Genomic DNA, 16672 nt, shown 5'->3' with positions numbered 1-16672 from the left:
CATAAACTGAAAAAAATTTATAGCTAGTATGAGAGTTATTAACAAAATAAGAGATAGTAGCTATGATCGCCGCTATCTCTTATTTCACATTTCATTTTTTTACTTATAAATGGCTTTATATGAACAGGTCTCTTCCCTGAGAAAAGTACTCTAATTTTGCTTAGAACTACTTGTACTAGTAGCTTCACCATGTATACGTTGCTGTTTTAAATCAAAGTATACATCTAAAATTTCCTTTCCAATTATAGAATTAATTCCATTTTTATCATCATGGAGCCATGGAACTACTACGGAAAATGCTACTTCTGGATTATCATATGGAGCATATCCAACTAACGTTAAGTTATAGCATTCCATACGTTCTCCTTTTGCATTTCTGCCAATTGGGTCATCTCCACCATATACAGTTTGGGCTGTTCCTGTCTTTCCTGCTGGTTTATATGGCGCGTTTTTGAAATACTTCACGCCAGTTCCATCACCTTCTTGGAATACCCATCTAAACCCTTCTTTTATCCGATCGATATGTTCTTTCTTCATATCAATTCGATTTAATACGACAGGCTCCATGGAACGTATAACATTGCCAACCTCTTCTTTTATTGATTGTTCTCGTATTTCTTGTACAATTTGAGGTTGCATTCTATAACCACCATTCGCAATCGTTGAAATATATTGCGCTAATTGCAACGGCGTATACGTATCATACTGACCGATAGAAAAATCTAGTAAAAACCCAGGTTGACTATCTACTTTTCTCGTTTGTCCAATTATTTCATTCGGTAAATCAATACCTGTTGGGACACCTAAACCAAATTGCTTGAAATAATAGCGCATCGTATCAAATGCTCCTTGTTTAATATCCAATGAGCCATTTGGTACGTAATTAACTCCCGCAATTTTTAAAGCTGTCTGGAACATGTATACATTCGAAGATACTTGTAAAGCCCGTAAATCATTAATATTACCAAATCCGGATACATTCCACGATTTCTTAGCTTGTGTACCTTTAAATTTCATCGGCGCGTCATAAAATTGATCCCCTGGATGTATTGCCCCTGTCTCATATCCAGTTAATAAAGTAGCACCTTTTACAGCTGACCCTAACTCATACGAAGTTGTCATGTTACCTAATGCCAAATCCTCAACCTCTATTTTCCCTTCTTTTTCTACAATCTTTTTGCCTGCCATAGATAAAATTTGTCCGTTATTTGGATTCGTCATGACAACAAAAGCTCGATCGAGCAGTGGCTCTGAACTCTTAAAAGCTCTCAAGTTTTTCTCTATACTTTCTTCCACTTTCTTTTGTAATTCCATATCAATCGTTAATGTTAAACTATTACCACTTTTTCCTTTAGAGATTATTTCTGCGCTAACAATGTTTCCTGATTTATCAGTAATATTTTTCACTTCTTCTTTTGTGCCGTGTAATACATCTTCATATCGTTGTTCAATATAGCTTTTTCCGACACGATCATTACGGTTATATCCACGTACTAAATAAGAATCTAAATTTTCTTTCGGTAATCCTTCTTCACTACTCGTAATATTTCCTAATACAGAACGAAATAAACTACCATTTACATAATTACGTTCCCAATCAACAGTTGCATCTACTCCTGGAAAATTCGCGAGGTTTTCACTTATCCGCGCATACTCTTCATCTGTTACATCTTTTTTAATAATTTGTGGTGTTAGTTGATAACCTGAACTCATTTTACTTTTAATAGCTAACACCTTTAAATCTTGTGCTGTTAATTCTGCTAATTCTACCTCTGTAACGCGACCTCGTCTTAAGTCTTCTATTTTTTTATCTAACTCTTTCCCCTCTATACCCTTTTCTTTAAACTTTTCTATATCTTTCTTAGTAATCTTTGTCTCCGCACGTTTCGAATTCAACTGCATCCAAAAATCTTTTTTATCGATATCTGTTAATTTATTTATATCTTGTTCAGGCATTTCAAGTACTTTCGCCAAGTCTTTTGCTGTTTTTAAAATATCTTCACTCGTAATTCCCTTCACCCTTGTATACGTAATTGTGCGAAGAGATTTATTATTAACAACTGTTTTCCCTTCTCGATCTAAAATTTGCCCACGTGGAACTGGAATACTAGTTATTGCGTTTTGACTACTTTCCACTTGATTCTTATAAGCCTCTCCCTCAACGATTTGTACTTTTGCTAGCTGCATAATAATAGCTGAGAATAGTACAAATATGCAAAGGAACATTATATTTAATCGAATAGATATATATGTCTTCTGCTTCTTGCCTTTTTGTTCTTTCATAAATCCTCCATTTAATCCTTTCAGGAATTGCTGCATATACTAAAAGCATTCCTTATATATTAGATACCGATAATCGGTTATAAATATCGCCTCAATTTTTTGCTTAATCCTTGTAAGCATCCATTCCTTTTCGTTTAGCTACGGAATTAATAACTCTCCCTTCTTGTTTTCTCTCTATTTTTTTGCCACTTGCATTAGAAGTGCTAAACTGTATAATGACTCTTATTAAACTTACATATAAACTTGCTAGTAAATTTTCATGCTAATTATTCCTTTCTTCATGCTGTAATACTTAATAGACAACCTAAACAATAAAGTTGTTCCACATTTACAAAAAAAATAATTAAATATAAGATGAAATAGGCTACATAAGGGAGGGTTATATGTTACATACAAAAAGATGGAGATTTTTTGCGGTTCTTTCTATTGTAGGTTTGATTTTACTAATTTTATTAAAAATCAACTTCATTTCAATTACTATCGCAACTTCTTCAGCTGAAAGAGGAAAGATTTTTGATCAAAATGGTGTAATACTAGCTACAAATAAGAAAGTTAAGTCTCTATATTGCACTTCTAATGATGAAAAGCTATCGAAACAAGATACATCAAACACATTAGCTTTTTTTAATCAATTTTCAAACGAGTTTCAACATGATATTTCTACAGAGAACATAAAATCTCAATTACAACAATCTTGTAAAAAGCAGACTATGAATGACATACCGTTATACTCTGATATAACTGAGAATGAACTTGCATTCATAAACAAAAACAAACCCAATAATGTAATAATTAAAGATGAATGGATTCGATATTATCCTAAGCACAAAATTGGTTCACAAGTAATTGGGTATATAGAAAATGACCTTAATTCAACGCATATGGCTGTTGGAAAAAGCGGGATTGAGCTGCAATATGAAAATGATTTAAAGGGAAAACCAGGTAAAACTCTTATTTTTAAATTGAATAATAAAAAGTTCTTATGGAACATTCAAAAAGTACAAAAAGGTAAAGATGTACGGCTAGCTTTAGACTCTGAGTTGCAGCAAAAGGTAGAAGAAGCATTAAGATCTCAAATTAAGAAAACACCTGATGCTAAAGCTGGTTATGCTGTAGTGAGCGATGCAAAAACTGGCGCGATTTTAACTATGGCCAACTCGGCAGTTTTTGATCCAAATATATTAAATACACATGTATCTTCTAGAAAAGAAAACATTAAATCACTTTCGCAAAATAAAGCAATTCAAAAATTAAAGTATGGTGAATCTTATGTAAATATGGCTTCGACTATAAAGCCACTTACTATTTTAATTGGATTAAACGAAAAGCTTTTTCAACCTGAAGATACTTATTTAGATAAAGGTACTTTTCAGTATGATAATCAAAATAACATTACGAATGCACCTGGAACGCCAACAGGCGAGATTACACCGAGGCAGGCTATCATTAATTCATCTAACACATTTATGACAGCAAAAGTAGCTCTGCCATTATTCAACCAAAATAATGGCAATATAGAAAAAGTGGCACATATATGGACAGATTATTTGATGCAATTCGGCCTACGTTCTAAAACCGGGATTGATTTGCCCTTTGAAGAAGACGGACAATATGAATTCCATCCATCTAATAAATTTGAAAATGGGATTTCTGCTTTATTAAATGCCTCTTGGGGAGGAAATGAAGTGCATACCCCTCTTCAACTCGCTCAATATGCAGCAACTTTGGCAAGTAAAGGTGATAAATATAAACCTCAAATCGTAAGTGCGATTATTGGTCAAGATGGTAAGGAAACAAAAAAGTTTAAACCAATTTTAGAAAGTTCAAATCGTTACCCGATGAATTTTTGGAGTGTCGTGCAAGGTGGAATGAGTCAAAATATAGAGGAGATCAAAAAGTTGCCCTTTAACGTCGCAGGTAAAACAGGTATTACAGGTTTTCCAAATGAGCAAGAAAGAATGATAAATCATTCTCTTTTCATTGCATATGCTCCTACTGAAGATCCACAAATTGCCGTTTCTGTCGTTATTCCTGGTAGTAATTCAGAAAAAAACATTGCCGCTCTCGTTACATCAGAAATTTTAGAGTACTGGAATACTCTTCAAAAAGAGAATAAAAACAAAGAGGAAGGTTCATTAAAGTGAACCTTCCTCTTTTACCATATAGAATCTACATTTATTATTTTCCATATACCTTCATTATTCTTTTCGAACATAAATGAATATTTAATATCAGTTAAAATGTACTCTTTCTGTACATATCCAGTATTACCATCAATTGTCGAAATTTTTATATATCCATCATTCTGTACTTTTTCCGGAATCCAAGCTTTTACCATTTCATTAGATACTTCATATAAAACTTGTGATTCTCGCTTTGGTTCAGCTAAAATTTTCGTTTTATTTCCAGTAACAGTTGCATATATAAAATGTGCTTGCTTTGGTTGGTTACTTTCCGTCAATCCACTTGGTACTTTATATACTTGCTTTGTATCATTTGCAAACTCTCCCCCCATTGTAAGGGCGACTTGCAACTCATGAAAAATATCTTCATCAAACTTCAGTTCATCCTTCTTATAACTCTTCCCTTTAAATAGAACTTCATCATTTAACGCTTTATACAAGTCATTTTCATTTTTTGAGTTTATACTTTGATATAGTTCATTCATAAATTGTTTTAGTGATGGATCCTGAGCAGACTCATCTTTTGTTTTAGGCTTAATTTGAGTACTACTTTGTACCGGCGCTTTATTATCATCAAGCCAAGGTTGTTGAACAATGAAAAATAACATTGTACAAACCAAAACAACTACAATAGGTAATGCTTTTTTACGGAATGGTCTTTTATGTTTTACAAAATCCACTTCATTATTTTCGTATATAGACTGCTTTATTTTAGAAATAAATTCTTCTTCATCTTTACGATTCTCCATTGGGCCTTTTTTTATTTTTCTATACCAGTCAGGATTTTGTTTATTGTTCATCGCTACTACCCTCCCCTATTAATTTTGAAACCTTACTTCTCGCTCTACTTAATCTCGATTTTACAGTTCCAATGGATACTCCTAATGTTTCAGCCATTTCTTCATAAGATAATTCATATTTTGCGTCCAATATAATTATTTCACGGTGCTTTTTAGGTAGTTTTAATACAACCTTCCACACCTCATTCATTTCTTCTTGGTTAAAAAATTCTTGTTCTGCTGACAGGGATTGCTTATCGTCACTAAAAAATCCTATTAAAGATATCCTTTTAAAATAGGAGGATTTCAAATAGTTTATTGCCGTATTTCTTGTAATTTTTAATATCCACGTTCTAATAGATGACTCCTTTCGAAATGAATTCCAATTTTTAAACACCTTTATAAATACATCTTGCGTGATATCATCTGATAAGTGTGGATCTTTCGTAATAATAAATGAATAATTCCATACATCTTGCCAATGGTCTTTTATAACATAGTCCAGCTCATCATGATTACACTTTTCAATAAACGTCTGTTCCATTTCCACACCTCAAACTTATTTGAATAAACATAAAACTGCCCTCACTTTTATTATGGTTTCAATATATAGACAAGATACAAGTTTCATTTGTTCCATTGTTTATCTTTTTTCAGGCAGAATAATACTACTAAAAAAACAAGTAAAGCATACAATGATAAAAATCCACTCACAACAATCTATTTTTTTGAATTTCACGTAACACTCCACTTGTCCATTTCAATTTGCTATACCTTTCTATTTACCATTAACAATGCCAACTTTTCTAGAGTCACAGCAAAAAAGCATTCTCGATTAGAAAGAATGCTTTTTTGAAATTTAATTGTTCTATATTTTCCCATTTTATATCTTTGAGTTAAGCAAACATGTAATAAATTTAGCGAAAAAAATTCACCTTATAATTAAGTGTTATTTCTGAAATACATGTTTTACTTTTTCACCTGGAACGTTACTTCCTCCTCTTCCTTTTACATCTTCAATCATCATTGTAACAATCATGTCTGGCGCATTTGCATCGAAAGCTGCGAACCATCCCAGTTCTTTTCCGTCTGCTTCTTTCGACTCTTTCAGTTCTGCTGTACCAGTTTTACCAGCAAGCGTTACACCATCAACCTTTGCAATTCTCCCTGCGCCATCAGGGTCATTAATGACTTTGATTAATGCACTCTTTAATATCTCTTGATTCTTTTTAGAAACCACATTTTCTTTCCAATTCCCTGCTACTTTTGCTTCTTTTAAAAGATGTGGCGACGGAATATTCCCTTCATTCACAATCGGTGCATATGTTAATGCTAAATGAAGTGGTGTCATTAATACTTGTCCTTGTCCATAGCCCGTGTCTGCTAGTTGAATATCGTTTTTTATCCCATCTTTTGCAATGATTGAAATAGGAAATTCGTATTCGATTGGTAATTTTTCATGAAATCCGTATTTTTTAAATTCATTTACATACTGATCTTTTCCCATTTTCAAAGCTTGTTGAGCAAAATAAATATTATCAGAGTACTTCATTGCCTTATCAAAATCAATTGGACTTGCATCCTTCACACGCGTTACATAGTAATTTCCCCAAGATGAATCTTTTGTCCACTTCAATCCTTGAATTTTAAATTCTTCCTTCGGATTTATTGTGTTTGTTTCCAAACCAATTGCACCTGTAATCGTTTTAAATACGGAACCTGGTACAAATGCTTGTGTGAAGCGATTCATCATTGGTAGTTTCGAGTCGTTACTCCATGCTTCTCGTTGGGCTTTCGATGCTCCTCTAACTATTATATTTGGATTATAAGCAGGGCTACTTACTAGTGCGATTGTTTCACCTGTTTTAGGATTGACCGCTGCACTAGATCCTGCTTCAGTTTTCATCTCATTAAAGATTTTTTCTTGAATTGCAGCATTAATTGTTAACGTAACATTTTCTCCTTCTTTTGCTTCTTTTTTTGCTACGTTTTTAATCTCTTTCCCATTCTCATCTTCTATAAATACGCGTCCACCCTTTTCACCACGCAATTTATTTTCTAACACTTTCTCTAGACCGGTCTTACCTACTAAATCATCTGCTTGATAACCTTGTTTTTGAAGTAATTTTAACTCCTCCGCATTCACCTTTCCTATATATCCAGTTAAGTGTGCCGCTGCTTCACCTAATGGATACGTACGAATATTTACTGGGCGAGATGAAACTCCTTCTAATTCAATATAATCATTCTGTCTGGTTCCCTCTTTTAAAATACCAATTGGTACAAAAGAGTCTGGTTTTATCCATTTCGCTGTGAGCTTTTGTTCGACCTCTTCTATAGACATATCAAGTAATTGTGCTACTATTTCTTTCGTTTGCGCTGCTGTTTCGCCTAGTTTCTCTGGAATAATTCCAACCTCAGTTGCTTTACCATTCGTTGCAAGCCCTTTTCCATTTCGATCATATATTTCTCCGCGTTTTCCTTGCTCTATTTGCATACGTACTTTGTAATCTTTTTTCATTCCCGGGAAAATGAAGTCCGGTGTCCAATCTATTTTCCAAGATTCTTTATCTTTCACAAGTTTTGCTTCGTGGATGAATGAAACTGGTCCTACATCCGTATCCATCTTAACTTCAAAAAGAAAAAGCTCTTTATCTTTCGTATTCTCTCCTTTCATTTTAACTTTTAAATTCTTAGCTCCAATCCCCTCATAGATTTTTTGATATTTTTCTGTAAATTCTTTTTTAGAAATCGATTTTTTGCCATAATCTGATAAATAATCATACATATTTGCAAATTTTTTATCATTCCATAAATTGATATATTCTTCAAATGCTTGTTTTGGCGGTTCGTTTTTATTACATCCTACCAACATAACTGCGAAACAAACGAAAAGCAGCATCCATAATTTTTTCAATTCAATCTTCTCCCTTAGTTAAAAATGATGATTCCTTTCTTAATTTATTTAATAAAAAATGTTTTAACGCTTAATAGACAGTGTAAGTAATAACATTGTTCCATATTTACAAAAAATAGACCTAATTGGAATTCATCAGAAAGTAATAGATACATAAAAAACGCCATACTTTCTGTGAATTTCTACAAAAAGAATAGCGTTTTCTTATTTTATCTTTCTATATATGCTATACCATGAGCTCCTTGATTTACAGAAGGGTCTGCATTTCGATCTCCTGGATCAACTTCAATGGTATGAACATTCTTGTAATTAACTAAATCTAATACACTTATTGTCCCTGATCTAAAGTTAGAAACATATCCAACCGTTCCGTCCGTAGAAGAACGCATTGTAATTGGGAGTAAATCTACTTCTATTGTACCTAACACATTTAACGATTCTCCATCAAGAACAGAAACATACCCTGGTGCTGGAGAAAACATATTTCTTGTTCTCTCTCCATTCTTATTCTGAAAACGCGTATGTCCTACCAATACTTTCCCATCATTCGTTACATGAACCGGAGTAATTAAATCTGAAAATGATTTTGTCTTTATAATTTTATCGGTTTCTGTATTAATGATGCTAGGTGTAGGTTGCTCCTCTTTGTAGTCTCCAAGTAAACATGCATGGTGAAGGGATATAAACTCGATTACCTTTAGGAGAAATAGCTAGTTCTTCACTACCATAGGGCATAGATACTTTTCCAATTAACTCCTTATCATGTGTATCTAAAACCGATATAAAGGGCGCCTCTTTATTAGAGGAATATCCTTTTGTACCATCTGGATTCGTAACAAACCAATATGGACCTGTTGCTTCTGTAGAGATTCTATCTAGCATTTTTCTCGTGTTAGGATTAATAATTAAAATTCCTCCTTCACCAGATTCAACACTTACATACAATAAGTCTTTTTTTTCATTATAAACTAAACTATGTGGTGCAAATTCCGGCGAGATATCAATGATATCAATTACTTTAAATTGATCAATATTGATAACTAAAATTTCATGGCTTTTTTCCGGATTATTTCTATAAAAACCTGAGCGATAAGTAATACTTACATATAACAATTGACGCTTAGAATCGAAACATAATTCATGAGGTTCTGTAACTGGAGAATCTATAACCCCTATTCTTTCAAAATTTTTCGCATTGAAGAAATGGATTTGATTACCGCTGGAGCTAACGACCGCCAAAATAGGATTATTTTCTTTAGAAATATTCATTAATTAAACCCTCCTTGTTATTTGTTCCAAATTTCTTAAGTTCCATAGAAATCAGCATATTTAAGTAATTTGTATTATTACTAAGACAAACAATAAACAATTTTCACCTTCTTTCAATTAAATTAGTTTAACTTATAATAAGCTAGACTAACTTTTATTCCGTAAAAATATGTTGAATTTAATAATCCAACATATTTATCTACCTTCTCCAACTTTAGCTTTTATACTTACATGTATTTTATTTAATAACTTTCCAATACTTTACTCCTCAATTAATGATGCACAAGAAGCACAGAAAGTAAGTAATTAGCGACATACCATTTCTTTATCTCGTGCATTATCAGATACTCATAACATAAATAAAACAAACTTAGCTGCCATTTAATTAGTTTCCCTTCGCTGCCGTTTTTTTAAATTCATTCTGCGTACAGCTCTATTCTTTGAGGAATCGTCCTATAGATTAACAAATTTGCTTCAGATTCTTTTTTTATTGAACTATTCCTGTGTTGAAAAACTAACTATAATTAGTTAGCTTAACTAACTATAATTATAAATACATCCACGTTTTATCGTAATAGTTTTAAGAATCTTCGAATAAATGAATAGAGAGATAGAATTATTTTCATCATAAGATACATGATCTTAAGTTGATAGTGATGCATAACGAGAATTCCGTACGTTAAGAAAAAAAGTTGTTACATATGTAGTAAAGTTCTTTTAATTGTTTACTTCTCGCTCCACTATCAGCTTTTTTAACTAACACTTTAATTGTTTTAACAGCCTTTTATTTAATTCCCACAAAGCTGTTTTGTTACTACCTCATTTCAAGAATATCTTAATCCAATTTAATAAAGTGAAACTTTAATCAGCCCTCACCAATCGGGCTGCCCGACAAATAGCCGGATAAACAACAATTTCAGTTGGTAGCAGGTTTGCTAAATCAGGAAATTGAGACGTATTCTACCATTACTTCTTTTGGAATCATACTCCCTCCTGTTCTTAATACAATATCCCTGTAAAAGCAGGCTCTACGTATTCTCCTAAATTATCAAAATCAACAATATCTAACACAACATCACGGAGTTTGCTCGCGACTTTGACATTGCCATCCACTACAAAAATTGCAATTCGTTTTTCTTCCATCTGTTTCATCCTTTCTACACCCTAGTTTTACAAAATAAGAAGTCATCAAAACTTATATTTATTACTTTCTGTTATCTCCTCTCTCTTGTTCTATGCATAGTCTATCTGAATTTTTATTAGCTGCTAAAAAAAGAATTTACAGGACGATTAAAAAAAGCCAAGTGCATTGCACTCGGCTTTATGGTCGATTAAACAATTTTACTTCAGACGTATTAAACTGATGTAGATAGTCTTTAGTAGAAGTATAGCCTGAATTCATGAGTGTTTTCTTTTCTTCTTCTGTGATATCGAAATTAAACGACGGCGTAAAGAATGTATTGATAAATACAGTGCGGGCAGCATCTTCTTTGGTTGTTTTTCCGCTCTCATGACCTTTGATCATCGTTTGAGACAAATTCCATGCAAAATGAATAAGAGAATGGCCAATATGATGTTCTGTTGAAGTTGCGATATGTTTTAACATGGCAATCTCGGCCTGAGATTCTAAACGGAAACCCAGTGTTTCTTTGTTGTAGACAATTTCATCTGCAGGATCAAAGAAAGATGCATTGTATTTCGTGTGTAAGCTTCTTAGTGTAGAATGATCCTCCGTATTGCTTACCAGTTTATTAACCTCGTCAATCGTATCTGTGGTCGTGAAGTGTTCTTCTTTATTCACAAAACTTTTCCGATCAAATAAACGAATTGGGTAGTTATCGAGTACACCTCCGTCTACATAATAATCTTTATCCCATTCCACAGATTTAAAAAAGAATGGGATGGACATCGAAATCCGCACAGCAACTACTAACGGGACATCAGGTGTCGTTTCGCGAGAAAACGTACGAAGCTGGTGTGTAGAAATGTTCGTTCCTTGGAAAAACACGTCTTTTCCTGTTTTGTCATATAACTGCTGAAAGGTTGTGTCCTTACTCCCTGTCCACTTTTCAACGATCTTTCCTACCCACTCAGTGAAGAAATCCCCTTTATAGATACCAAAACCATCAAAAAATAAACGAATATTATCTTGTACAATCGAAAAATCATCATCTTTAAACGCTTTGAAATTCATGTCTTTGTGGATTTTTACAAGATCTGCGAATGGAATGGAAAGACCTAAAAGTAATGCAGTAATCGCTCCTGCTGAAGTCCCCCCAAATCGTTGTATTTCTGGTAAAATCCCTTCTTCATTTAGTGCACGGATGGCACCTATATAAGCGCTTCCCTTTACCCCGCCACCTTCAAATACTAAGTTACGAAATGGATATGCCATTATATACCTCCAATAGAGAAATTTTCGATCTGTTATAGTATCGGAAGTATATTGAAATATATTCCAAATGGTATTAAGAAAGCTTCATGCCCTCCGATACGTATGACGGAATTATCTTTATTCAATGGATGAATTGTTTGAAAGAGAAGGAATCTGCTTGGAATGGTAATTTAGTAGGATAGGAAACAGGAAACGGAGCGTGTCTTTGGATGCACTGACTAATACCCTTTTTGAATCGTATATAACGTAACTTCTTTTTCGATGTATCCTCAAAGTAAAATCACGAGCAAAAAACCAAGAAACAATCTACATTTCATAAATCCCTCACCATCTATAACATACAATCCAGTGAAATAATTTGTTTCAGATACGTAGAAATATGATTTAACCAGCAATCAATAATCAGGTCTTCTTATCCTAAATATACCTGAATCTATTTGTTTCCATACCGGAAGAGTTAAATCATTTTGTTCCCATTCATGCAATTAAACAGATATGTATAATTGCATATCCATTAAATCGCTTTTAGTGCTATATTTTAATAGCGATGAATGCTATTATTTCATAAGTTGTCAACAAGCGTTATGTATGTATGAGAAAAAGGAAGGAGCCAAATAGGTCCCTTCCTTTTTCTATTAATTAAATAAATTACTCTCTGGTAAAAATTTAAATAGTGATGCTCCTTTACAAGCGTCTGATTATGCATTAAAAATACTAGCTTTGCTTGCTGTCGGAAAAATTAAAGATGATAGCATTAAGTTATTAAGAGACAAAAATTCATCAACACGAAGACAGATTCGTCTTGGCTAGATAAATTTGGTGATAAATACAGGAAGTAACTCTTACGATTCAATGATTCCTTTTCCTGCCTTCCACCCTTGCCACTTCTGTTTCATGACTTGCAAATATAGATCTTCAAACTCGTTAAAATGGACGCGAAAAGCACCTAATGTATCGATATAAGCAGTAATCACATCTTCTTTATTAAAATGGATCCCTTCCTGTGCAATATCATAGCTATCATCAAGGCTGTATAAATCAAAATATTCCTCTTCCCAATATACGCCTCTGTTTACTAGTAAACGAGTGGAGCAAGTAAGAGCTTGTTTCACATTACATTTCTGAGCTACTAACTTTTCATTTAAGACAGAAAGAAGGATATTTACCGAGTATTTTTCATCAACTATGCGGCTATATGACAGTAAAGCCGATTCTATATATATCAGCTTTGCTTTAGACATTAAAGATATCTCCATAATTTCATATGGCGGGTGATCATTTGCTTCAATCAACCTATCGCACCATGAAATTACCTCCTCTCTATCCTAAAGCCCGCAGCCTAGTCCTAATGCATACAAGTGGGCTAACGTTTGATAAGATTTCAATATGTTTCACCTTCTATTTAACTGTATAGTGTTATTGCATTCATTTTGGAAATAATCACGTTTAGTAATAAATACAATAAGCTCCCCAAACGGACAGCTTATTTGCATTAAAAACGCTACACATGAACTTTTGCTTTTTTTCGACGAATAAGCCACAAAACTAAAGATAGCAGTACTAGAGGGAACGGAATTACCTGAATAAAGAAAAATACTTTCCAAAAATCGTGCATCGTACTACCAGGGGAATCTGTTGCCATCCCGCCAATAAAAAAAGACAATGGAATGACAAGTATATTTATACCTAAACTAATCATTAGAAATGATAGATTCTCCTTCCAGATTATTGGTAATGCAGCCACGATAAATAAAACCAATGCAGTACCCAGTATAAGAAACAGTGCTCCAAAAAAAAATACAAAGTATAAAATACCATTGATTAAAGGTTCCACAATAGCTCTCCTAAGGATTCATTCTATAGAAACACTCATGTTATTTAGAAAGTCAGGATGCTAAACCTCTTAGTTCTCTTTCAATTTCTTCATCGCTATAGTCTTCTTGTCTTCTACCATTTTATCAGCTTAGAATACTTTATCTACATGCTTATATTCTGGACTGCGTTAGGACATATGTTTCTATTGTACAACCCGCTAGCAAGAAACTCACACTTAGCCCTGCTAATACGATACCTTTAAAGGCTCTGTTCATATTCATTTGCCCCTTTTATCTTTTCGTATTTTTTTCTCCATCCATAGACAGTCCATTATGAACGTTTTCATTATAAGTATTGTCTGCTGTTACTGTTTTACTTTCCTTACTATCTGTTTCGGCCCTGATTCTTCTCGTTTACCGTTTCAGTATTACGCTTCAATTCGCATTATCATTACATAAAAAGGACATACCTATTCATATATACCCCTTTATTATTTTATAAAGATTATACAAAAATTAACAATTAATCATTTACTCAACAATAGATAATATGGATAAAGAAAAAATACTAGAGAATATCACAGTGTAGTAGTCTCCTAGTATCTTTTCATAGTATTTTAACGGCTATGCAAATGAGGAGGGATAAAAAAAGACCTCTTACGGAAAGATAAGAGGTCATCAAGAAGATAAAAATGTTGTATTTGAAACACGCGAGTTTCTAATTCACATCATAACACAATATATCCATATATTCAATATATACATTAAATTAAGGGATGTATGTTCAAAAAAACACACGGAATATTAATTTGGAACAGTATGTTTTCTTCTTTTATCCTACTTTTTCTACACTGCCGTAATTGTAACAATGGATGGTATCCTCTGTATACTGATGAGCAATTGTAGCAAGTTCTTCTAAATTCTCTTCCGTTACCTCATGAGTAAACAGAACAAAATTACTGTCAGATTCGGAGTCTGTTGAAATGGAACCGATGATGATTTTATGTCGTTTCTGTTACTATTTCTTCGTAAGACTTCTTCACTTCAAACTAATATTTTTCCAGACGAACAAACATATCTTTCTAGAATAGATCTGCAATTTCTGTTTGATGATACCAGAATTTATGGAAATAATCAGGGATACTTCTTGTGTGTTCTAACAAGTATCCCTCTTTCTTTGTTGGATGATTACGAATAAAAATACTGGGTGTTTCCTGTCGCACTTGGAGGAAAACATCATAGTAAAAATACAACATGCCACTTGTTGTAGCGCATTGTCCATCTTGAAACGGCACCATCGATCCGTTATGAAATGTTAAGCTTGCATCTCCTAGATTATATGTAAATATTCGCTAATTTAAGTCACCTTTCGTGTCTATTTTATGTTTAATATTGTCTCGTACCGTACAAACGGGAAATGTTGTTAGTTTGAAAAGAGAGAGGAATAAAAATTCTTTATCACCTCTGTTCTTTCTTCTGTATGATAAAAAAAACGGAGAAAGGTAGAATTTTATCTAGCCTCATTATTCGTTAGAAAATTCTAATTTGATTAAATTGAAAGAAAATGATATATTGATTTTAGAATGATAATCCAATTAATGGATGACAACCTAATACCTGTAAGTGGACTGTGACAATGTCAGATAAACGGGAGGAATTTAATATGAAAAAATTATGTTCATTTGCTTTAATTGGTGCCTTAACCTTTTCGGGTTTTATCGTTTTAGACAATACGCTACCTGATAAAGCGCGCGCTGAAGTAAATACGATTAAGCAAGCTTCAGCTGTTGTGGATGATTGGCCATGGCAGACGTATTTCTTATTGCATCACAATGTGGACTATCTACAAGAATTAGCCCCTGGTACGTTAAAACAAGGTGGTACGTTTGATACGACGGTGTATATAGGCGGAAAAGATGTAGGTGTTGTAAAGATTTATCGATTGAACGGAGAAGGTAAATTGCAACGCTACAAAACCATTTCTGCAGGTGAGGCTGGGCACCACTACTATTCTAAGTTCACAACACCAATTACAACGGTTTACACACCAGGTACATATGTGGCAGTACTAAAAGTAGACAATTCATATTATTATGGTGGTTCCTTCCAAATTACAAATTAAAACATATAGGTATATTTGTCTGAAACGCACTGGGTTACGGTGCGTTTTTTATTAGCTTACAGAACGCATGACCACATGGGAAATCCAAGACTACGATAGAAACGAAATTAAATGTGATGAAATTTGTAACAGTTAATGTGGATGCCACAATCCATGTTGGTATTTTAAAAGGGATGATAGGATTTGTCATTGGTTAAGATGCGGATACTGGTATGGCCGATAACGAATTAGATCCATTTACAACTGTTAAGATTCGGGCTGTGTTTCTAACTCAATAAGATTTGCATAGGATTATTTTAGAAAATTAATATTTGATTTTTATAGTGACTCAATATACCCTATTTTTAGAATCGAGTTACATATCTAAAAATCATCACCAAGAGAATCTGCAAACTTGCGGGTTCTTATTTAAAACATAATGCCAGAAAAGCTGAGGTGAATAAAGTGCAAAGTTTAAAATCTTTAAAACGTGACGTATACATTTTTCTTCCATTGTCTATTTATTTTTCATCCATTTTTATTTCATTCTATATTATAGAGAATACATTCAACTGGCTGAGTTTTTTACCAGCACTTGGAACCCTGTATGTCTGGGTAGCCAGTTTGATAGATATTGAAAATAAAAATTACAAAATAAAATAAAAAAGCATCGGAACTAGATGCTTTGCTCTTAATGTTATAGAATATTGAAGCCCATGACCATACAGCTACCAAATACAATACATAGTAAACCTAAAAATATTAAAAACTCTGGTAAATCAAAGTGTTCGAGTAACGCGCCTATTAATAATCCAAAGGGATATATCAGAATTTCAAGCCAGGTTACGCCCCCTGCTTTCTTTATTTCTCGGTAAGATACAACGCTGACAAGTAAAACGCCTACTACAATCAACCCTATCCCTAACATCAT

Annotated in this window: 12 protein-coding genes and 1 pseudogene; 2 read left to right on the top strand and 11 right to left on the bottom strand. The window is 33.3% G+C overall.

The window, feature by feature from the left end:
- Positions 1-150: 150 nt before the first annotated feature.
- Positions 151-2283, bottom strand: coding sequence for a peptidoglycan D,D-transpeptidase FtsI family protein (locus tag MHI26_RS12765; protein ID WP_042972481.1), 2133 nt, complete (start codon positions 2281-2283; stop codon positions 151-153).
- 383 nt (positions 2284-2666) lie between these two features.
- Here MHI26_RS12765 and MHI26_RS12760 point away from each other — a divergent pair, with 383 nt between their 5' ends.
- Positions 2667-4427, top strand: a complete 1761-nt coding sequence (locus MHI26_RS12760) for a peptidoglycan D,D-transpeptidase FtsI family protein (RefSeq protein ID WP_061665997.1) — start codon at positions 2667-2669, stop codon at positions 4425-4427.
- Positions 4428-4438: 11 nt separating this feature from the next.
- On the opposite strand, the gene MHI26_RS12755 is transcribed toward MHI26_RS12760, so the two are convergent.
- The 9 genes and pseudogenes from MHI26_RS12755 to MHI26_RS12715 all read right to left on the bottom strand — a co-directional run bounded on the left by MHI26_RS12755 (position 4439) and on the right by MHI26_RS12715 (position 13660).
- Entirely contained in the window at positions 4439-5266 is an 828-nt protein-coding gene (locus MHI26_RS12755) for an SH3 domain-containing protein (protein ID WP_086406139.1), read from the bottom strand.
- On the bottom strand, positions 5256-5789 hold the full coding sequence (locus MHI26_RS12750; protein ID WP_000438325.1) for an RNA polymerase sigma factor: 534 nt from the start codon (positions 5787-5789) through the stop codon (positions 5256-5258). The genes MHI26_RS12755 and MHI26_RS12750 overlap by 11 nt, the downstream gene beginning before the upstream one ends.
- Positions 5790-6194: 405 nt before the next feature.
- Complete coding sequence (locus MHI26_RS12745) at positions 6195-8162, bottom strand: penicillin-binding transpeptidase domain-containing protein (protein WP_000737759.1); 1968 nt, start codon at positions 8160-8162, stop codon at positions 6195-6197.
- Positions 8163-8371: 209 nt separating this feature from the next.
- A complete protein-coding gene (locus MHI26_RS12740; RefSeq protein ID WP_000492602.1) occupies positions 8372-8644 on the bottom strand; it encodes a YncE family protein in 273 nt (90 codons plus the stop codon).
- Positions 8645-8786: 142 nt separating this feature from the next.
- A complete protein-coding gene (locus MHI26_RS12735) occupies positions 8787-9431 on the bottom strand; it encodes a YncE family protein (RefSeq protein WP_003306921.1) in 645 nt (214 codons plus the stop codon).
- A gap of 999 nt (positions 9432-10430) precedes the next feature.
- Positions 10431-10583 carry a hypothetical protein gene (locus MHI26_RS12730; RefSeq protein WP_000812115.1) on the bottom strand — a complete coding sequence of 51 codons (153 nt, stop codon included), beginning with the start codon at positions 10581-10583 and terminating at the stop codon, positions 10431-10433.
- Between the two features lie 169 nt (positions 10584-10752).
- On the bottom strand, positions 10753-11826 hold the full coding sequence (locus tag MHI26_RS12725; RefSeq protein WP_000331130.1) for a patatin-like phospholipase family protein: 1074 nt from the start codon (positions 11824-11826) through the stop codon (positions 10753-10755).
- A gap of 842 nt (positions 11827-12668) precedes the next feature.
- A pseudogene (locus tag MHI26_RS12720) lies at positions 12669-13211 on the bottom strand (protein kinase).
- Between the two features lie 116 nt (positions 13212-13327).
- Positions 13328-13660, bottom strand: coding sequence for a hypothetical protein (locus tag MHI26_RS12715; RefSeq protein ID WP_000433528.1), 333 nt, complete (start codon positions 13658-13660; stop codon positions 13328-13330).
- Positions 13661-15303: 1643 nt separating this feature from the next.
- Between MHI26_RS12715 and MHI26_RS12710 the strand changes: the two genes are divergently transcribed.
- Positions 15304-15762, top strand: coding sequence for a DUF5065 family protein (locus MHI26_RS12710; RefSeq protein WP_061667573.1), 459 nt, complete (start codon positions 15304-15306; stop codon positions 15760-15762).
- Positions 15763-16438: 676 nt separating this feature from the next.
- Here MHI26_RS12710 and MHI26_RS12705 read toward each other — a convergent pair.
- Complete coding sequence (locus MHI26_RS12705; protein ID WP_000979116.1) at positions 16439-16672, bottom strand: hypothetical protein; 234 nt, start codon at positions 16670-16672, stop codon at positions 16439-16441.

It is taken from the genome of Bacillus sp. FSL K6-1218 (assembly GCF_038006445.1).
GTDB lineage: Bacteria > Bacillota > Bacilli > Bacillales > Bacillaceae_G > Bacillus_A > Bacillus_A thuringiensis_S.
Note: the sequence above shows the minus strand (reverse complement) of the source record. Positions and strands in the feature narration are given on the sequence as shown.